The organism is Amycolatopsis deserti, assembly GCF_014653945.1.
Lineage (GTDB): Bacteria > Actinomycetota > Actinomycetes > Mycobacteriales > Pseudonocardiaceae > Amycolatopsis_E > Amycolatopsis_E deserti.
Genome location: NZ_BNAU01000004.1, coordinates 434,908 through 453,904 on the forward strand (window position 1 = coordinate 434,908; position 18,997 = coordinate 453,904).

The 18,997-nt window shown below is 71.3% G+C and carries 16 protein-coding genes; 4 read left to right on the plus strand and 12 right to left on the minus strand.

What is annotated here, in order from left to right; genetic code table 11:
• Positions 1-91: 91 nt before the first annotated feature.
• Positions 92-1,057, plus strand: a complete 966-nt coding sequence (locus tag IE290_RS20080; RefSeq protein ID WP_191246144.1) for an ATP-binding cassette domain-containing protein — start codon at positions 92-94, stop codon at positions 1,055-1,057.
• Complete coding sequence (locus IE290_RS20085; protein ID WP_191246145.1) at positions 1,054-1,848, plus strand: ABC transporter permease; 795 nt, start codon at positions 1,054-1,056, stop codon at positions 1,846-1,848. The genes IE290_RS20080 and IE290_RS20085 overlap by 4 nt, the downstream gene beginning before the upstream one ends.
• A gap of 40 nt (positions 1,849-1,888) precedes the next feature.
• Here IE290_RS20085 and IE290_RS20090 read toward each other — a convergent pair whose 3' ends face one another.
• From IE290_RS20090 to IE290_RS20100, 3 genes are all read right to left on the minus strand, one after another.
• Positions 1,889-4,996, minus strand: coding sequence for an AfsR/SARP family transcriptional regulator (locus IE290_RS20090; protein WP_191246146.1), 3,108 nt, complete (start codon positions 4,994-4,996; stop codon positions 1,889-1,891).
• Between the two features lie 18 nt (positions 4,997-5,014).
• Positions 5,015-6,814, minus strand: a complete 1,800-nt coding sequence (locus tag IE290_RS20095; RefSeq protein ID WP_191246342.1) for an Hsp70 family protein — start codon at positions 6,812-6,814, stop codon at positions 5,015-5,017.
• Positions 6,815-6,977: 163 nt separating this feature from the next.
• Positions 6,978-9,530, minus strand: a complete 2,553-nt coding sequence (locus IE290_RS20100; protein ID WP_020417084.1) for an ATP-dependent Clp protease ATP-binding subunit — start codon at positions 9,528-9,530, stop codon at positions 6,978-6,980.
• 368 nt (positions 9,531-9,898) lie between these two features.
• Here IE290_RS20100 and IE290_RS20105 point away from each other — a divergent pair, with 368 nt between their 5' ends.
• Positions 9,899-10,636 carry a (2Fe-2S)-binding protein gene (locus IE290_RS20105; RefSeq protein WP_191246147.1) on the plus strand — a complete coding sequence of 246 codons (738 nt, stop codon included), beginning with the start codon at positions 9,899-9,901 and terminating at the stop codon, positions 10,634-10,636.
• A 156-nt stretch (positions 10,637-10,792) separates the two neighbouring features.
• On the opposite strand, the gene IE290_RS20110 is transcribed toward IE290_RS20105, so the two are convergent.
• From IE290_RS20110 to lysS, 4 genes are all read right to left on the minus strand, one after another.
• The gene (locus IE290_RS20110; protein WP_229874610.1) at positions 10,793-10,969 is read right to left on the minus strand and encodes a hypothetical protein; all 177 of its coding nucleotides are present in this window, start codon (positions 10,967-10,969) and stop codon (positions 10,793-10,795) included.
• A gap of 78 nt (positions 10,970-11,047) precedes the next feature.
• Positions 11,048-11,629: a TIGR03086 family metal-binding protein gene (locus tag IE290_RS20115; protein WP_229874611.1), complete on the minus strand. Its 582-nt coding sequence runs from the start codon at positions 11,627-11,629 to the stop codon at positions 11,048-11,050.
• A 161-nt stretch (positions 11,630-11,790) separates the two neighbouring features.
• Positions 11,791-12,144, minus strand: coding sequence for a histone-like nucleoid-structuring protein Lsr2 (locus tag IE290_RS20120; RefSeq protein ID WP_017985420.1), 354 nt, complete (start codon positions 12,142-12,144; stop codon positions 11,791-11,793).
• 143 nt (positions 12,145-12,287) lie between these two features.
• Positions 12,288-13,799, minus strand: a complete 1,512-nt coding sequence (gene lysS, locus IE290_RS20125; protein WP_191246148.1) for a lysine--tRNA ligase — start codon at positions 13,797-13,799, stop codon at positions 12,288-12,290.
• An 86-nt stretch (positions 13,800-13,885) separates the two neighbouring features.
• On the opposite strand from lysS, the gene IE290_RS20130 reads away from it, so the two are divergent.
• Complete coding sequence (locus tag IE290_RS20130; RefSeq protein ID WP_191246149.1) at positions 13,886-14,641, plus strand: class I SAM-dependent methyltransferase; 756 nt, start codon at positions 13,886-13,888, stop codon at positions 14,639-14,641.
• On the opposite strand, the gene IE290_RS20135 is transcribed toward IE290_RS20130, so the two are convergent.
• The 5 genes from IE290_RS20135 to IE290_RS20155 form a co-directional block, all read right to left on the minus strand.
• Positions 14,638-15,423 (minus strand): type III pantothenate kinase, encoded by a 786-nt coding sequence (locus tag IE290_RS20135; protein ID WP_191246150.1) that lies wholly within the window; start codon positions 15,421-15,423, stop codon positions 14,638-14,640. The genes IE290_RS20130 and IE290_RS20135 overlap by 4 nt on opposite strands.
• A 6-nt stretch (positions 15,424-15,429) precedes the next feature.
• Entirely contained in the window at positions 15,430-15,927 is a 498-nt protein-coding gene (gene panD, locus IE290_RS20140) for an aspartate 1-decarboxylase (protein ID WP_191246151.1), read from the minus strand.
• A gap of 2 nt (positions 15,928-15,929) precedes the next feature.
• The gene (gene panC, locus IE290_RS20145) at positions 15,930-16,814 is read right to left on the minus strand and encodes a pantoate--beta-alanine ligase (RefSeq protein WP_191246152.1); all 885 of its coding nucleotides are present in this window, start codon (positions 16,812-16,814) and stop codon (positions 15,930-15,932) included.
• On the minus strand, positions 16,811-17,755 hold the full coding sequence (locus IE290_RS20150) for a Rossmann-like and DUF2520 domain-containing protein (protein WP_373300481.1): 945 nt from the start codon (positions 17,753-17,755) through the stop codon (positions 16,811-16,813). The genes panC and IE290_RS20150 overlap by 4 nt, the downstream gene beginning before the upstream one ends.
• A 95-nt stretch (positions 17,756-17,850) precedes the next feature.
• On the minus strand, positions 17,851-18,957 hold the full coding sequence (locus IE290_RS20155; RefSeq protein WP_191246346.1) for a PrsW family intramembrane metalloprotease: 1,107 nt from the start codon (positions 18,955-18,957) through the stop codon (positions 17,851-17,853).
• Positions 18,958-18,997: the final 40 nt, after the last annotated feature.

Genomic DNA, 18,997 nt, shown 5'->3' on the forward strand with positions numbered 1-18,997 from the left:
CTGTCACGCCTCGGCAGCGGCTGACAGTCGTCTGTGCGCGCGCTGTCAGGTTCCCCCGGAAGAGTCGGTTCCGACACAGGAGGAGGATGTCATGACCTTGGCGATCCAGGCTGAGGGCCTGGTGAAACGGTTCGGGAACACCACCGCGCTGAACGGGGTCGACCTCGAGGTGCCGACCGGCAAGGTGGTCGGCGTGCTCGGCCCCAACGGCGCGGGCAAGACCACCACGGTGCGGATACTGGCGACGCTGCTGCGGCCGGACGCCGGTCACGCGACGGTCGGCGGCTACGACGTCGTGCGCGACGCGGTGCGGGTGCGCGGGCTGATCGGCCTGACCGGCCAGTACGCGTCGGTCGACGAGGACCTGTCCGGCACCGAGAACCTGGTGCTGCTGGGCCGGTTGCTCGGGCTCGGCCGGGCTGAGGCGAAGGCGCGCGCGGCGGAGTTGCTGGAGCAGTTCGAGCTGTCCGACGCCGCCGGCCGCGCCGCGAAGACGTACTCGGGTGGCATGCGGCGGCGGCTGGACCTGGCCGCGAGCCTGGTCGGCCACCCCAAGCTGCTCTACCTCGACGAGCCGACCACCGGGCTGGACCCGCACGCGCGCAACGAGGTGTGGCAGGTGGTGCGGCGGCTCGTCGACGACGGCGCGACCGTGCTGCTGACCACGCAGTACCTGGACGAGGCCGACCAGCTCGCGGACACGATCACGGTGATCGACCACGGGCGGGTCGTCGCGGAGGGCCGCCCGGACGAGCTGAAGCGCCGCGTGGGCGGGCAGACCGTGCAGGTCCGGCCGACCTCGCGGGCCGATTTCGACGCGGTGGCGCGGATTTTGACCGATCTGACCGGGTTCGAGCCGGCTCGCGACACGGATGTCGGGTTGTTGACCGCACCCGTGGGCGATCCGGTCCTGATGTCCACTTTGGTCCGCAAACTGGACGAAGCCGGCATCACTGCCGACGAACTGGCGCTGCGCCTGCCCAGCCTCGACGAGGTCTTCCTGGCGCTGACCGGCAAGCCGGCCGAAGAAACCACACGTGAAGGGAGCCTGGTGTGACCACGCTCGACCTGCCCCGGCGCATCAGCCCGGGCAAGGCCCTGCAGGACGGGTTCACCCTGGCCTGGCGGGGCGTGCTGAAGATCCGCAAGAACCCCGAGCAGCTGGCCGACGTGACGCTGCAGCCGATCCTGTTCCTGCTCATGTTCGGCTTCCTGTTCGGCGGCGCGATCGCCGGCAGCACGAGCGCCTACCTGCAGGTCCTGGTGCCCGGCCTGATGGTGCAGAACACGGTGTTCGCGAGCATGGCGACCGGGACCTCGCTCAACACCGACGTCACCAAGGGCGTGTTCGACCGGTTCCGCGCCATGCCGATCGCCCGGTCCGCGCCGCTGATCGGCGCCGTGGTGTCGGACGTCGTGCGGTACGCGGTGGCGCTGGTCGTGCTGCTGGTCGCCGGCACGATCATGGGTTACCGGCTGCACACCGATCCGGGCTCGCTGCTGGTGGGCGTCGCGCTGATGCTGCTGGCCGGGCTGTGCTTCTGCTGGATCGCGGTGTTCGTCGGGATGCTGATGCGCAGTCCGGGAGCCGTGCAGGGCGTGATGGTCGCGATCATGATGCCGATCACCTTCGGCAGCAACGTGTTCGTCCCGTCCGACACGATGCCCGGCTGGCTGCGGGCGTGGTCGGAGGTCAGCCCGGTCAGCCTCCTCACCGGAGCGATGCGCGGCCTGCTCAACGGCGGCCCGGTCACCGGCCCGCTGCTGGGAGCGCTCGCCTGGATGGCGGGGATCGTCGCGGTGTTCTTCCCGCTGGCGATGCGCGCCTACCGGCGCCGGGTGGCCTGACGAGCCGGGTCTCCGCCGATGGGGGTCGGCGGAGACCCGGTCACCGGACTCGATCGGCGACCGCGGACTTGATCGCGGCGATCGCCCGCGGGCCGGTGAGCCGCGCGCCCCGCTGGTAGGCCTCCTCGTAGGCGTCGGCGCCGAGGCTCTCCCGCAGGGAATCGATCACCGCGCGCAGTTCCGGGTCGCCGGCGTCGAAGACGCCGCGGATGGCCGCGCTCAGGCCGAGCGCCCACGCGGCGCGTTCGGCGTCGCCCTCCGCGTGGAACGCCCGGGCGACCACGACGACCGTCTTCGCCACGTCCGGCAGGTCCCTGCGCTCGCTCGCCGAGCGCAGCGGGCCCGGCAGCAGCGGCCACGCCTCCGCGGGCCGCCCCTCGGTGACGAGCAGCGAGGCTCCGGTGGTCGCGACCAGCTCACCCGCCATGTCGACCGGGAACGGGACACGCGCGGCGTTCGCGGTCAGCCACGCGTGCTCGGCGCGCGCCACCTCCAGCTCACCGCACCGCCGGGCCATGTCGAACTTCCGCAGCGCCACCATCGCCCGGCGGTCGACCTTGTCCCCCGCCAGCCGCTCGGCCTCGGCGATGTCCCGCCAGGCCGACTCGGCGTCCCCGGCCCGGAGCCGCTCTTCCGCCAGCCGGGTCAGCTGCTGCACCACGTCGTCCGCCGAGGACAGTTCGCGGGCCATCCGCAGGCCCTCCTCGAACCCGGCGATGGCCGCGGAGTGGTCGCCACGCAGCGAATGCGCCTCCGCCTGCATCGCGACCGTCATCGAGGTGCCCCAGCGGTCCCCGCACTCGCGGAACCCGGCCAGCCCACGGTCCCGGGCTCGTCCGCTGCGGTCCAGATCGCCGTCCTGGTCGGCCAGGAACCCCTCGGCCCAGCTCGCGCACGCGATCATCCACGGGTCCGAGCCCCGCAGCACGCGTTGCACCTCCCGCTCGGCGAGGTCCCGGTGCCCGCCCAGGAAACAGGTCATCGGCAGGGCCAGCGCCAGCATCGGGTACCGCTCCACCGCGCCGCTGCGCACGCACTCGACGGCCAGCTCCGGCACATCGTCGCGGCGCACCAACGGCAGGCTCGTCATCAGGGTGTGCATCACGGCCAGGCACGCGTGGGCGTGGTCCGGCAGGCCGTCGTGACGCAGCACCTCCTCCAGCAGCGGCGCCGGTTCGGCGTTGAACCCGCGGATCACCCAGTACCAGAGCGTCGCGAGGACCAGCCGCGCCGCGGTGCCCGAGTCCTGGTCGTCGAGGGCGCGCCGCACCGCGGCCATGATGTTGTCGTGCTCGGCGCCGAAGGTCTCCAGCGCGTGTACCTGATCGTGGCCGCGCAGCTTCGGGTCGTTCTCCTCGGCCAGATCGGCGAAGAACCCGGTGAACCGCCGCACCACGTCGTCCTGCTCGCCGGACTCGGCGAGCCGCTCGGCGCCGTAGGCGCGGATCGTCTCCAGCATCCGGTACCGCGGCTCACCGCCGGTCGATCCGGCATCCACAATGGACTTCTCGACGAGTGAGCCGAGCACGTACAGCACGTCCTCGGCCGGCAGCAGCTCGTCGGCGCAGACCGCTTCGGCCGAGGCCACCGTGGCGCCGCCGGGGAACACCGACAGCCGCCGGGCCAGGATCCGCTCCGGCTTCTCCAGCAGGTCCCAGCTCCACTCGACGACGGCCCGCAGCGTGCGCTGCCGCGGCATCGCGGTGCGGCTGCCGGAGTTCAGCAGCCGGAAGCGGTCGTCCAGGCGCCGCGCGATCTGGTCCGCCGTCATCGACCGCAGCCGCGCGGCGGCCAGCTCCAGCGCGAGCGGCATCCCGTCCAGGCTGCGGCAGATCTCCTCCACAGCGTCCGAAGTGGACTCGTCGAGCACGAAGCCCGGCCGCACCGCGACCGCCCGTTCGGTGAACAACCGCACCGCCTCGGGAACCTCGAGCGGGCCGACCTGGCACAGCGACTCGCCGGTGATCGCGAGCGGTTCCCGGCTGGTGGCCAGAATCCGCAGCCCGGGCACGCGGGCCAGCAGTTCGAAGGCCACGTCGGCCACGGCGTCGACGACGTGCTCGCAGTTGTCCAGCACCAGCACCGCGTCGCCGCCGTCGAGCAGCGCCACGATCTGCGACATCGCGTCCACCGGAACCTTCGGCGCGCTGGTCACCCGCAGGTCCAGCGGCCCCAGCGCACCCAGGATCGCGCCTGGCACGTCGTCCGCGTCGCGCACGCCCGCGAGCGCGACGAACCACGCGCGCGCCGGGTGGCGTTCCGCCGCTTCGGTCGCCAGGCGGGTCTTGCCCGCCCCGCCGGGCCCGACCAGCGTGACCAGCCGGGACGCCGACAACGCCCGCGCCACCTGGTCGAGTTCCCGCTCCCGGCCGACGAAACTGGTCAGCCGCACCGGGAGCGTGGGCTCGGCACGCGGCGGCGCGACCTCCCCGCGCAGGACCTTCAGGTGCGCGTCGCGCAGTTCGGCGGACGGGTCGACGCCCAGCTCCTCGGCCAGCGTGGCGCGGATCCGTTCGAACACGGCGAGGGCGTCGGCCTGGCGGCCGCTCGCGGCCAGGGCGAGCATCCGCAACGACGCCAACCGTTCCCGCAGCGGGTGCGCCTCCCCGGCGGCGTCCAGGTCCGCCAGCACCTCGGCGTGCCGCCCGAGCGCCAATTCGGCCTCGAAGCGGTCCTCCACCGCGGCGATCCGCAGCTCCTCCAGCCGCGCGACCGGGGCCGGCGCGAACGGCGCGTCGAGCACGTCGGCCAGCGCGTCGCCGCGCCACAGCGCGAGCGCTTCACCGAGGACCGCGGCGGCCTCGCCGGCCCGTCCGGCGGCGAGGCCGCGACGGCCACGGGCGGCCAGCTCCTCGAACCGCTGGGCGTCCACGTCGGCGTCGAGCGTGTAGCCGCCGGAACCTGACGCGATCGTGCCCGCGCCGCCCAGCGCCCGTCGCAGGCGGGACACCAGGGACTGCAACGCGTTGGCCGCGTCGGTGGGTGGTTCGGCGCCCCACAGGCCGTCGATCAGCGTGTCGGCGCCGACCGTCCGGCCGGCGTCCAGCGCCAGGCGGGCCAGGAGCATGCGCAGACGCGGGCCGCCGATGTCGATCGGCGTGCCGTCGTCCGCCTGGGCCCGGACCGGGCCGAGCAGTGCCACCCGCACGGCTACCACTGTTCCAGATCAGGCGCCGGGCTTGAGGCTCTGCTCGAAGTAGTCGACCATGTCCTGCGGTGTCGGGCTGTCGGCGCCGAAGTCGACCCAGACCAGCAGGCCGCAGATCTCCGCGTCGTCCGCGCCGAACACCATGATCCCCGTTCCGGTCATCGTGCCCGCCAGGTACTTGCCGGTCAGGCCCGCCCCGTTCCAGGTGCCTTCCAGCGCGCCGGCCGAATCGACCAGCTGGGACTCGATGCCCAGCTTCAGCACGTCGAACGACAGGCCCTCGTAGTAGATGACGGACCGGCCGCTGGTGGTGGAATCGCTGGGCAACGTGCAGGTCACCACGTTCTCGGCGCCCGCCTCCTGGATCGGCGAACCGGCGCCACCGCTCTCGCACGTCCCGACGTCCGGAACCGTGCCGGCGAGCCGGCGCAGGCAGGACGTGAAGCCGTCGGCGTCCGGCTCACCGCCGGGCGAGCAGCTCCCGGCGACCTGTCGCGTCGAGACCTGGGCCGCGTTTCCGCTGGTCCCGGCCGCGACCGGATCGCCAGAGCCGCCGCGGGTGACGGCCAGCAGGGTGATCACCAGTGCGGCGACCAGCACCCCGACGCCGGCGCCGATGAGCAGCGGTTTGCGCACGCCCTTGGGTTTGGCCGGGGGCGGCGGTGGCGGCCAGGCGGCGGGCGTGGTGGCCGGGGCCATGGCGGGGACGGTGCGGCCGTCGATCGCGGGGGTCGCGGGTGGCGTCGGCGGTGGGCCGGCCGGGACGTGGTGCAGTCCGAAGGCGACCGCGGTCTCCGGCTGGTCCTGGGTGGTCGGCAGGACGCCGAGCTGCTCGGCGAGCAGGGTCGCGACCAGCGGCATCCGGCTCGGCCCACCGACCAGGTAGACACCGGTGAGCTGCTGCGGGGTGCGGCCGGCGTCGCGGATGGTCGCGGCGAGCATCTCGGCGCTGCGCAGCAGGTTGGGCCGGACGAGGGCCTCCAGCTCGGCGCGGGTGACCAGCACGTCGCCGAACGGTTCCGGCATCGGCACTTCGGTGTGCGCGTGACGGGACAGGGTCTCCTTGGCCTCGCGCACGTCCTGCAGGAGCGCGCGGCGGGTGCGGCGGTCGGCGAGGCTCCGCGGGCGCAGCATCCGCTGCCACCGGGCCGGGTCGGTGTGGGAGACCTGGCGGCCGACGTGTTCGAGGAGGGCCTGGTCGATGTCGAGGCTGCCGAGGTCCGGCAGGCCGTTGTCGGCGAGCACGGTGAAGCCGCGGTCGGTGACGCCGACGACGGCGCAGTCGAACGTGCCGGCGCCGAGGTCGTAGACGGCCAGGGTGCTGCCGGGTGCGAGGGTGCGGCCGAGGGAGGCGTAATGCGCCGCGGCGGCGACCGGTTCCGGGATGAGGACCGGGTTCGGGCCGAGGCCGGCCTTGGTCGCGGCCTGGCGGAGGAGTTGCTGCCGGGTGGCGCCCCACCGAGCGGGGTGGGAGAGGCGGACCTGGTCGAGCGGCTGCCCGGCGAGCTGGCGGTGGGCCTCCTCCGCCACGCGGCGCAGGACGGCGGCGAGGGCGTCGGTGACCTCGACGACGGTGTCGCCGAGCAGGAGGGTGGCGTCGTCGATGCGGCGCTTGGGGTTGGGCTCGAACCGGGCCGGGTCGAGGCGCGCCCGGCGCTCCGCGTCCTGCCCGACGACCAGCGTGCCGTCTTCGCCCGCGAAGATCGCGGACGACATCGTCACCGACCCGTCGACCTCGATGACGCGCGGCCCGCGCTCGAAAGCGGACAGGACGGCCACCGTGCTCGACGTACCCAGGTCGATCGACAGGACGTTCATGAGCCTCCCCTCGCCCACGATCACACTATCGGGGAGTCTCGGACGAGAAGTGCCCCCAGGTGAGTCGTCACCGGCCACTCCGGTGTTTCGCCGCCCCTCCGGAAACGTGAAGTGCCCCCAGGGAACCAGTCCCTGGGGGCACTCGCTTCAGCGGTCTACTCGGTCAGCGCTCGCCTTCGGCGTCGTCCTCGTGGGTGCCCGCGCCGATGCTCACCGGCGGGGCGTCGGGGACGTCGGCCGGCTTCGGCTCGCCGCGGAAGACGAACCGCGCCTCGTCGTCGCGGTCCTCCGGGTTGCCGCTCCAGCCCTCGACGTCGACGATCACGATCTGACCAGCCTCGACCTCGCCGAACAGGATCTTCTCGGACAGCTGGTCCTCGATCTCCCGCTGGATGGTCCGGCGCAGCGGACGGGCGCCGAGCACCGGGTCGAAGCCGCGCTTGGCCAGCAGCGCCTTCGCCTTGTCGGTCAGCTCGAGAGCCATGTCCTTGGCCTTCAGCTGCTTCTCCACCCGCGTCACCATCAGGTCGACCATCTCGATGATCTGCTCCTGGGTGAGCTGGTGGAACACGATGATGTCGTCGATCCGGTTGAGGAACTCGGGCCGGAAGTGCTTCTTCATCTCCTCGTTGACCTTCTGCTTCATCTTCTCGTAACGCGATCCCTCGTCGTTACCGGAAGAGAAGCCCAGGCTGACGGTCTTGGAGATGTCCGACGTGCCCAGGTTCGAGGTGAAGATCAGCACCGTGTTCTTGAAGTCGACCGTGCGGCCCTGACCGTCGGTGAGCCGGCCGTCCTCCAGCACCTGCAGGAGGGTGTTGTAGATCTCCTGGTGGGCCTTCTCGATCTCGTCGAACAGGACCACGGAGAACGGCTTCCGGCGGACCTTCTCGGTCAGCTGGCCACCCTCCTCGTAGCCGACGTACCCCGGAGGGGCACCGAACAGCCGCGAGGCGGTGTAGCGGTCGTGGAACTCGCCCATGTCGATCTGGATGAGCGCGTCGTCCTCGCCGAACAGGAACTCCGCCAGCGCCTTGGACAGCTCGGTCTTACCGACACCGGACGGGCCGGCGAAGATGAACGAGCCGGACGGGCGCTTCGGGTCCTTCAGGCCGGCGCGGGTGCGGCGGATCGCCTGGGAGACGGCCTTGACGGCGTCCTCCTGGCCGATGATCCGCTTGTGCAGCTCGTCCTCCATGCGGAGCAGACGCGTGGTCTCCTCCTCGGTGAGCTTGAACACCGGGATGCCGGTCCAGTTGGCCAGGACCTCGGCGATCTGCTCGTCGTCGACCTCGGCGACGACGTCCAGGTCACCGTCCTTCCACTGCTTCTCCCGCTCGGACTTCTGCGCGAGGAGGTTCTTCTCCTCGTCACGCAGCCGGGCGGCGCGCTCGAAGTCCTGCGCGTCGATCGCGGACTCCTTGTCGCGGCGCACCTTGGCGATCTTCTCGTCGAACTCGCGCAGGTCCGGCGGCGCCGTCATGCGCCGGATGCGCATGCGGGCGCCGGCCTCGTCGATCAGGTCGATCGCCTTGTCCGGCAGGAACCGGTCGTTGATGTACCGGTCGGCCAGGGTGGCCGCGGCGACCAGCGCGGAGTCGGTGATCGACACGCGGTGGTGCGCCTCGTAGCGGTCCCGCAGGCCCTTGAGGATCTCGATGGTGTGCTCGAGCGACGGCTCGCCCACCTGGATCGGCTGGAAGCGGCGCTCCAGCGCGGCGTCCTTCTCGATGTACTTGCGGTACTCCTCGAGCGTGGTGGCGCCGATGGTCTGCAGCTCGCCGCGGGCCAGCATCGGCTTGAGGATCGACGCGGCGTCGATCGCGCCCTCGGCGGCACCCGCGCCGACGAGCGTGTGCAGCTCGTCGATGAACAGGATGATGTCGCCACGGGTCTTGATCTCCTTGAGCACCTTCTTCAGGCGCTCTTCGAAGTCACCGCGGTAGCGGGAGCCGGCGACCAGGGAGCCCAGGTCCAGCGTGTAGAGCTGCTTGTCCTTCAGCGTCTCGGGCACCTCGCCCTTGACGATGTTCTGGGCCAGGCCCTCGACGACGGCGGTCTTGCCGACGCCGGGCTCGCCGATCAGCACCGGGTTGTTCTTGGTGCGGCGGGACAGCACCTGCATGACCCGCTCGATCTCCTTGCCGCGCCCGATGACCGGGTCCAGCTTGCCCTCACGCGCCGACTGGGTGAGGTTGCGGCCGAACTGGTCGAGCACGAGCGAGGAGGACGGGGTGCCCTCGCCACGGCCGGCGCCGGCCTCGGCCGGCTCCTTGCCCTGGTAGCCGGACAGCAGCTGCAGCACCTGCTGGCGCACCCGGTTGAGGTCCGCGCCGAGCTTGACGAGCACCTGCGCGGCGACGCCTTCGCCCTCGCGGATCAGGCCGAGCAGGATGTGCTCGGTGCCGATGTAGTTGTGGCCGAGCTGCAGCGCCTCGCGCAGCGACAGCTCGAGCACCTTCTTGGCACGCGGGGTGAACGGGATGTGCCCGCTCGGCGCCTGCTGGCCCTGGCCGATGATCTCCTCGACCTGCTGGCGGACGCCTTCCAGCGCGATACCCAACGATTCGAGCGCCTTGGCGGCGACACCCTCACCCTCGTGGATCAGGCCCAGGAGGATGTGCTCGGTGCCGATGTAGTTGTGGTTGAGCATCCGGGCCTCTTCCTGGGCCAGGACGACCACCCGCCTCGCGCGGTCGGTGAACCTCTCGAACATTCCCACTCCCTCGACTGCTGCGCCGGCGGTGAGCACCCATCACTTCGCGATGGATTCAGCACCGTGAGTCCACTGTAGTAGCCATGCGGTCCCACCGGACTACCACTGGGGCGGATTAGGTCACAGCTGATGTAGATGCCGGAATCTCCCGGCGATGAGTCTGCGCTGGTAGCTGACGTAAGGGTCCAACGCGGGACTTCTCCCCGCGATTCCGCGAGCCCCGGTTTGTCCGCTCACCGCGAACACCCCCGTCAGGAGGACGGGGCTGACGCTTCCGCCCGGATTGAGTAAGGTAAGGCCAACCTAACCAACTAGGGAGGTCCGCCATCGACACCGCGCTGGGCGCTCTCGACGCGTCAGTCACGAGGGTGGCCGCCCTGCAGGACCGCATGGAAGTGCGCACCGACCTGCCCGGCACGGGCACCTGGCTGCGCTGCGGCGACCTGCTGGCTGACCCCGCGCGGTTCGACGTGTGGCGCAAGCTCCTGGGTGAGTGGTTGCGGGCCAACTTCGGCGAGGCACCCGACCGGACGACCGCGGGATTCGTCATGTCGTGGTATCTGCACGTGCCGGCCTTCACCGGTGCGTTGCTGCTCCATCACGAACGGCGAGTACCCATGCTGCGGCCGGGTGAACTCGCCTTCCGCCTGTGCGCGGACCGTCCGCACCCCGAAGGTGTGGCGGTGCTGGGGCACGAGTTCTACTGCCTGCCCGGCGACCCGGCGGCGGACCTGCCCGAAGCGACGGTGGTCGCGGACGAGAAGGCGCTGGCCGCGGTGCTGCGCGCCCGGTACACGGCGCACGCGGCGCAGTTCGTGCAGGCCTACGCCCCGGTCAGCCGGCTGGGGCGCCGGATGCTCTGGGCGGCGGCGACGGATGCCTTGGACAGCACGCTGTGGTGGGCCGGGCTGTACGCCGGCGACGAGGAGGCGGGCGTCGCGGACGCGCAGCTCGTGCTCGACGAGCGCTACCCGCCGCTGACGGCGTCGACCCGGCTTAGGCAGACGGAGGACGGGTGGGCCCGGCGGCGGGAGAGCTGCTGTTTTTCGTACCTGCTGCCGGAGCAGCCTCTCTGCGAGGGCTGCCCGCGCACCTGCCGCCGGTGACTTTCACCACACGGCGGATTTCGGAGATCGGGGTGGGGCGGGTTTCGGGGCTGCACCCGGCGACGGGCCCGTAGCCGGAAGGCGCCGGTGGGCGCCGGCCGCAGGTCGGTCCGGCGGCAGCCGCCGCCGATCGTGCGCCCCGCGGCCGGAACACCCCTAGCTCCGCCAGCCCGGATCGCGGCCCGTCAGCGCCACCAGCCGGTCCAGCGGCGGCGCCTCCGCCGAGCACGGCACCTCCGGCCCGAAGATCTTCATCTCCCGCGCCTGCTCGGCCGTCGCCGCGCGGCGCCCGGGCGCGGCCAATGGGCGGCACGTCGTGCACCACTCAGCCATCGCCAGCACGCCGCCGGGGCACGACCACCGGGTGGCACGTGGTGCACCACCCGATGGCAACCCCACACCGGAACGCCCCTAGCTCCGCCAGCCCGGATCGCGGCCCGTCAGCGCCACCAGCCGGTCCAGCGGCGGCGCCTCCGCCGAGCACGGCACCTCCGGTCCGAAGATCTTCATCTCCCGCGCCTGCTCCGCCGTCGCCTGGGCTGAGGTGAACAGGGCCTCCGCCGTCGCGGGGTCCACCGTCAGCGGGTGGCCCGTCGCGCGGGCGAGGTCCCATCCGTGCACCACCCATTCGGTGAGCGCCATTTCGGCGATCATCGGCGCCGGCATCTCCGAACCGCCGAACTTCGTGGTGCCCTCGAGCGCCCCCGGCCGTCCACAGGCATCCACAATTCCATCCACAAGCGTGCACAGCTCGCCCAGCCAGTCACTCTGCGTGAGATCGGTGTCCCGCTCGCCGCCGGCGGCCTCGGGCGCCGGGTCGCGTCGCAGGGCCGCCGCCATCCACGGCCCCCAATAAAGCAGGTGGTTGAGCAGGCCCCGCACGTCGTATTCGGTGCAGGGCGTCCGGTTGTCCAGTTGGGCTGGTTCGATGGCGCGGAGCAGCGCGGTGAACTCGCGCGCAGCCCGCTCCAGCATCGGTCGAAGGTCGGTCATGCCTCCATTCAGCCGAATCGCGGCGCCGCCGTCTTGAACAAAAGCGACAGCCGCTCGCGAATGACCCGCCGGGACAGAACCATGTACAACCTGCCGCACAATGAAAAAAGCCGCCGGGAATCCCCGGCGGCTCTTCACGCCCCTCTTTACCCGAACTGCGCTCAGTTCTTCTTGTGGTAGGCCTCCACGACCTCCGACGGGATACGCCCGCGGTCGGAAACCTGGTACCCGTTCTTGCGCGCCCAGGCCCGAATGGCCTGGTTCTGCTCGCGGTCGACCGACGCGGAACGGCCCGCCACCTTGCCCGCCGGCTGACGACCCGCCGTGCCCCGCTTGCGGCCACCGGCACGCCGCGCGTGCTCGACGTACTGGGCCAGCGCGTCACGGAGCTCCTCGGCGTTTTCCGCCGACAGGTCGATCTGGTACGAGATGCCGTCCAGTCCGAACTCGACGGTCTCGTCCGCCTCCGAGCCGTCGATGTCGTCGATGAGCGACACCAGCACCTTCTGTGCCATGTGTTTCCTCCTGTTTTAGGCCAGCCACGAATGATCGGGCAGGGGCAGGCGCCCTGACCAGAAGCCATTGACTAGGACATTAATACCCGGAATCAGGGCAGCACGCAAATCACGTTACCGATACCGTGACCAGTTCCTGCCTGCTATTCGGGGCGTACCAGGGGGAAGAGGATGGTCTCCCGGATGCCCAGGCCGGTCAGGGCCATCAGCAAGCGATCGATGCCCATTCCCACGCCACCACTCGGTGGCATTCCGTACTCGAGCGCACGCAGGAAATCCTCATCGAGGCGCATCGCTTCGCTATCGCCGGCCGCGGCCTGCCGGGCCTGATCCAGCAATCTTTCCCGCTCGATCACCGGATCGACCAGCTCGGAGTATCCGGTGGCCAACTCGAATCCGCGGACGTAGAGGTCCCACTTCTCGGCCACACCGGGCTTGGTCCGGTGCTGCCGGGTCAGCGGCGAGGTCTCGATCGGGAAATCCCGCACGAAAGTCGGCTCGTGCAGGTGATCGCCGACGAGGTGCTCCCACAGTTCCTCGACCAGCTTGCCGTGGCCGAGTTTCGGATCGACCTCCAGACCGCGCGCCGATGCGAACCCGCGCAGCTTCTCGACCGACGTTTCCGGCGTCACTTCTTCACCGAGCGCGTCCGACAACGAGTCGTACATGCTCAGCGAGGTCCATTCGCCGGACAGGTCGTAGGGCGTGCCGTCGGCGAGCGTGACCTCCAGACCGCCGAAAACGGCCTGCGCGGCTTCCTGGATCAGCTCGCGCGTCATCACCGCGTTGGTGTCGTAGGTGGCGTAGGCCTCGTAGTACTCCAGCATCGCGAATTCCGGCGAATGCGAGGAGTCGCTGCCCTCGTTGCGGAAGTTGCGGTTGATCTCGAAGACCTTCTCGATCCCGCCGACCACGCACCGCTTGAGGAACAGCTCCGGCGCGATCCGCAGATACAGATCGATGTCGAACGCGTTCGAATGGGTGACGAACGGCCGGGCGGACGCGCCGCCGTGCAGCGTCTGCAGCATCGGCGTTTCCACCTCGGTGAAACCGCGGCGGTGGAAGGAATCCCGCAGCGAGCGGACCACCGACGCGCGCGTGCGCACCACGTCGCGGGCCTGCGGGCGCAGGATCAGGTCGACGTAACGCTGGCGGACGCGCGTCTCCTCGGCCAGCTCCTTGTGCGCGACCGGCAGCGGGCGCAGCGCCTTCGCGGCCATCCGCCATTCGTCGGCCATGATCGACAGCTCGCCACGCTTGGAGGTGATGACCTCGCCGTGCACGTAGACGTGGTCACCGAGGTCGACGTCGGACTTCCAGGCGGCCAGCGCCTCCTCGCCGACGTTCGCGAGGCTGATCATCGCCTGCAGTTCGGTGCCGTCGCCCTCGCGCAGGGTCGCGAAGCACAGCTTTCCCCCGATGCGCGAGAACATGACGCGACCGGTCACGCCGACGACCTCGCCGGTGGCCGTGTCGGCGGGCAGGTCCGGGTGGGCCGCGCGCACCTCGGCGAGCGTGTGGGTGCGCGGCACTTCCACCGGGTACGGCTCCACGCCCTCCGCGAGCAGCCGGTCGCGCTTGGCCCGACGGACCCGCATCTGCTCGGGCAGGTCGTCAGCGGGCACCGGGCGCTCCGGGGAGGGGGAATCCGTCATGCGGACAGGGTATTCAAGGCCGTTCCGACTAGGCCAACCGGATTACCTGTATCGACCAGCGCATGTTCGTCGATAGCATCGCGCGAGTGAGCGAAGCCACTTCATCCGCGGAGCGTGAGCTCTGGAACCGGCGGTCCCGCTCATTCGGGGGACGCGCGGACGCGTATGCCGAACACCGTCCGGATTACCCGCTCGACGCACTGCGCTGGACGGTGCCGCCGCAGGCCGCCGAGGTGGTCGACCTGGCCGCGGGCACCGGCAAGCTCACCGGCGGATTGCGCGCGCTCGGCCTGCACGTGACGGCGGTGGAGCCGGACCCGGGGATGCGTGCCGAATTCACCCGGCACCACCCGGACGTGGCGGTTCTCGACGGGACGGCCGAACGGATCCCGCTGCCCGATGCCAGCGCCGACGCGGTGCTGGCCGGTCAGGCGTTCCACTGGTTCGACATCGACGCCGCGCTCACCGAGATCGCCCGCGTGCTGCGGCCTGGCGGCGTGGTGGCCGGGCTGTGGAACGGCAACGACGATTCCGTGCCGTGGGTCGCCGAAATGGCGCGACTCGCCGGCTTCGTCCGGCGCGCCCGGTGGGTGGCCGAACTGGGCGAGCACCCGGCGTTCGGTCCGTTCGAGGAGAAGACTTTCCGGCACGCGCACCGGCGCACACCCGAAAGCCTGGTCGAAACGATCTCCACGCATTCCCACCTGATCGTCGCCGAGGCGGACGAGCGCACGCGGACGCGGGAGCAGCTGCTGGAATTCCTCCGCACCCACCCGGACACCGCCGGTGGCGAATTCGACCTGCCGCTGGTGACGACCGTGCTGCGCGCGGTCCGCCGTTAACGCGTCTGGCGTTCGAAGGCCAGGCGCAGGCCCAGCAGCGTCAGGTCGGGCACGTGCTCGGTGATCGTCTCCGACTCGCCGATCACCAGCGGCGCGAGGCCGCCGGTGGCGAGCACCGTGACCGGCTCGTGGGTGCGCTCGGTCAGCTCCCGCACGATCCGCCGCACCAGACCGTCGACCTGACCGGCGAACCCGAACACGATGCCGGACTGCAGGCACTCCACGGTGTTCTTGCCGATCACCGACCGCGGCCGGGCCAGCTCGACCTTGCGCAGCGCCGCGGCCCGCGCGGCCAGCGCGTCGACCGAGATCTCGATGCCGGGCGCGAACGCGCCGCCGAGGAACTCGCCCTTCGCGGAGATGACGTCGACGTTGGTCGAGGTCCCGAAGTCCACGACCACGCACGCCGTGCGGTACAGGTGGTGCGCGGCGAGCGTGTTGACCAGCCGGTCCGCGCCCACCTCCCGCGGGTTGTCGACGAGCAGCGGGACGCCGGTGCGCACGCCGGGCTCGACGACGACCTTCGGCACCCGCGCGTAGTAGCGCGCGAGCATGACCCGCATTTCGCGCAGCACCGCGGGCACGGTCGACAGCGCGCTGATCCCGGTGATCGCGTCGGCGTGCTCGCCGAGCAGGCCGCGCATGGTCAGCGCCAGCTCGTCGGCGGTCATCTGCGCGTCGGTCCGCATCCGCCAGTCACCGACGAGCTTGGCCGCGTCCCCCCGGCCCTCGTACAGGCCGAGCACGATGTTCGTGTTGCCGACGTCGATCGTCAGGAGCACCTGCGGTCAGCTCTCGGTGTGCAGCAGTGCGTCCAGGCGCGCCGCGTCGACGGTCTCGGCGACCGGGAACGGGTTCTCCCGGTCCGGCGACGCGATCGGGATGCTGCCGCTCACCAGGCCCGAGCCCGCGGGTGCGTGGCCGGGGTCGCTGCCGGAGTGCTTGATCCGGTTCTCGTCGTCGACGAACACGATCCGCGGCTGGTAAGTGGCGGCCTCGGCGTTGTCCATCTGCCCGTAGGAGATCAGGATGACCAGGTCGCCCGGGTGCACGAGGTGGGCGGCCGCGCCGTTGATCCCGATGACGCCGCTGTCGCGCTCGCCGGGGATGACGTAGGTCTCCAGCCGCGCGCCGTTCGTGACGTCCACAATGGACACCTGCTCGCCTGGCAGCAGGTCGGCCGCCTCCATCAGCGTCTCGTCGATCGTGACCGACCCGACGTAGTGCAGGTTGGCCTGGGTGACCGTCGCGCGATGGATCTTCGACTTCAGCATCGTGCGGTACATGGTTATCCCTCTTCCTCCGACGCGCCCAGCACCACCGGGACGTTGTCGATCAGCCGGGTCCGCCCCACGCGGGCGGCGATCAGCAACCGTGCTTCCCCATCGACGGGTGCGGGACCGAGATCGGTTCCCCGCAACTCCAGATAATCGACGTCGACCTCGGGACGGGCGGCCAGCGTCTCGCGCGCCGCCGCGAGCACCGCGTCCGCGCCCTTCGGACCGGAGTGCCCGCCCGCCGCCAGCGCCGCGGACAGCACCACGGCCGATTCCCGCTGTTCCGGCGAAAGGTAGACGTTGCGCGAGGACAGGGCCAGCCCGTCGGATTCGCGCACCGTAGGCACGCCGATCACCCGGACGTCCAGGTTCAGGTCGCGCACCATCCGCTTGATCAGGACCAGCTGCTGGTAGTCCTTCTCGCCGAAGAACGCGTAGTCGGGCGTGACGATGTGGAACAGCTTCGCCACCACCGTCAGCACACCGGCGAAGTGGCCGGGGCGGTGGGCGCCCTCCAGCTCGTCGCCGAGCGGGCCGGGGTGCAGGGTCACCGCGTGGCCCTCGGCGTAGAGGTCGCCGACCTTGGGCACGAACGCGATCTCGACACCGTCCTCGGCGAGGATCTCCAGGTCGCGCTCCAGCGGCCGCGGGTAGGCGTCGAAGTCCTCACCCTCGCCGAACTGCAGCGGGTTGACGAAGATCGACACGGCGACGACGGTGTTCGGCAGGCGCTTGGCGCGGCGGATCAGCTCGCGGTGGCCGGCGTGCAGCGCGCCCATGGTCGGCACCAGCGCGACCTTGCGGCCCACCGAGTGCAGCGCCGCGGTGACCCGGTGGACGTCGCCGGGCGTCTGGTAGGTGTTCAGCTGCCCGCGGCTGAATTTCGGTGTGGTCACGGGTGTTCCGGCCTTTCGAGGAGTTCGGTGATCTCGGCGGCGGCACCGGCGTCGAGCAGGCCGGCCGCTTCGGCTCGCTGCGCGGTGCGCCGGGCGAGGGAGGTGTAGGCGGGCACGATCGCGGGCTCGGTGGCTTCGAGCACGCCGAGGTGCTTGCGCAGCGTACCGGTGTCACCGCGGGCGACCGGACCGGTCAGCGCCCGGTCGCCGTGGCGCAGCGCGTTGTCCAGCGCCGCCGACAGCAGCGGGCCCAGCATGCGCTCGGCGTTGCCGATTCCCGCGCCACGCAACAGGTCCGCGCAGTCGTCGACGAGCGTGATCAGGTGGTTGGCGCCGTGCGCGAGCGCCGCGTGGTAGAGCGCGCGGGCGGCTTCCGGGACGCGCACCGGTTCCGCGCCCATCTCGACGGTCAGCGCCTCGCCGACGCTCCACGCGGCCTCGTCCCCGGCGGTGGCGGTGACACCGACGCTGCAGGCGGTCAGCCGGTCCAGGTCCTCGGAGCGGCCGGTGAAGGTCATGACCGGGTGCAGGGCCAGCGGCAGCGCGCCGGCTTCGGCGGCCGGGGCGAGCACGTCGAGACCGTGCGCGCCGGAGGTGTGGATGACGATCTGGCCGGGCCGCCAGGACCCGGTGGCGGCCAGGCCGCGGACCAGGCCGGCGAGTTCGTCGTCGGGCACGGCGAGCAGCACGAGGTCGGCGGTCGCGGCGACCTCGTCCGGCGGTTTCAGCGGGACGCCGGGCAGCATGCGCTCGGCGCGGGCCTGGGAGGCGGCGGAGATAGCGGAGGCGGCGACCACGGTGTGCCCGGACCGGGCCAGCGCGGCGCCGACGACGCTGCCCACGCGGCCGGCGGAGATCACCCCGACGCCGAGCCTGGCGGGACGACTCACGGCGTGCCCCTGTGGACGCTCATGGCAGCAGAACTCCTCAGCTCGTTCCAGTCCCGCTCCTGGCGCGGGTACCGGACGACGGGGCGAGGGTAGCTCGCGGAAACGCCCCGGGTCGGCGGCAGGTGACCAGCTTCACCCGACCCGGTTCACCCGGTATGACTGCCTTCACCCGCCAGCCGGACCGCGTCGGCGCGGGAAGTGCGCAGCGTGTCGAGCAGTTCCCGCTTGCGCTGCTCGTGGTCCGGGGTCGCCTTGCGGCGGCGCAGGAACGCAAGCTCGGTCACGCTGGCCTGGTAGCGGGCGACGGCCTTCGCCGCGTCCCGCCCGGACTGCCGCCGGGCCTGGCGGCGCCACTCGCGGCGGCCGGCGAGCGTGGACAGCAGCTCGACCTCGGACGGCGCGATCAGCCGCGCCTGCACCATGGCGGGCAGCGCGGCGGTGACGATGCGTTGTTCGCGGCGGCGGTGCAGGAGGACGAGCAGCACGACGGCGATGAACATCGGCACCATGATCAGGAAGTAGACGTTGAGGAACGTCTGTGCGCCGCCGAGGACCGCCGCGCCGTTCCACAGGGCGTGCAGCAGGACGGCGGCGAGGTAGGCGCCGAGCGGGGCGAGGATCTTGACGGTGCGGTTGTCGGCGCGGGCGGCGTAGCCGAGGCCGATGCCGGTGATGGCGGCGAAGAGCGGGTGCGTGAACGGTGACATCACGCCGCGCAGCACGAACGCGGCGATCACGCCGGTGCTGGTGGCGTCGCCGAAGCCGTAGTCGGCGAAGGCGCGGCCGAAGTAGTAGATGTTCTCGGTGAACGCGAAGCCGGCGGCGGTGAAGCCGGCGTAGACGACGCCGTCGATGATCCCGTCGAACTCGTCGGCGCGGCGGAGGAGGATCGCGAGCACGAACGAGGCCTTCGCGGCCTCCTCGACGAGCGGGGCGGACAGGAGGGCGCTGAGCTTGCTGCCGCCGCCTTCGCCGAGCAGCAGGTCGCCCACGGTTTCGGCGGTGTTGTTGATCAGCAGGGCGGTGATCGCGGCGACGCAGGCGCCCCAGCAGAAGGCGACGAGGAGGAACTTCGCGGGCTCCGGCTCCCAGCGGTCGGCCCACAGGATGGTCGCCACGACGACCGCGACGGGACCCAGCGCCGCGGCGACGCCGATGGCCACCGCGACGGGCCCGACCTGCACGGTGACCAGGCCGAGGACGGTCAGCCCGCACGCGGCCAGGACGACGAGGCCGAGCACGGGCAGGAGCACGGTGAGCCTGCGAGGGGGTGCCGTCACAGCCCGGCACTTT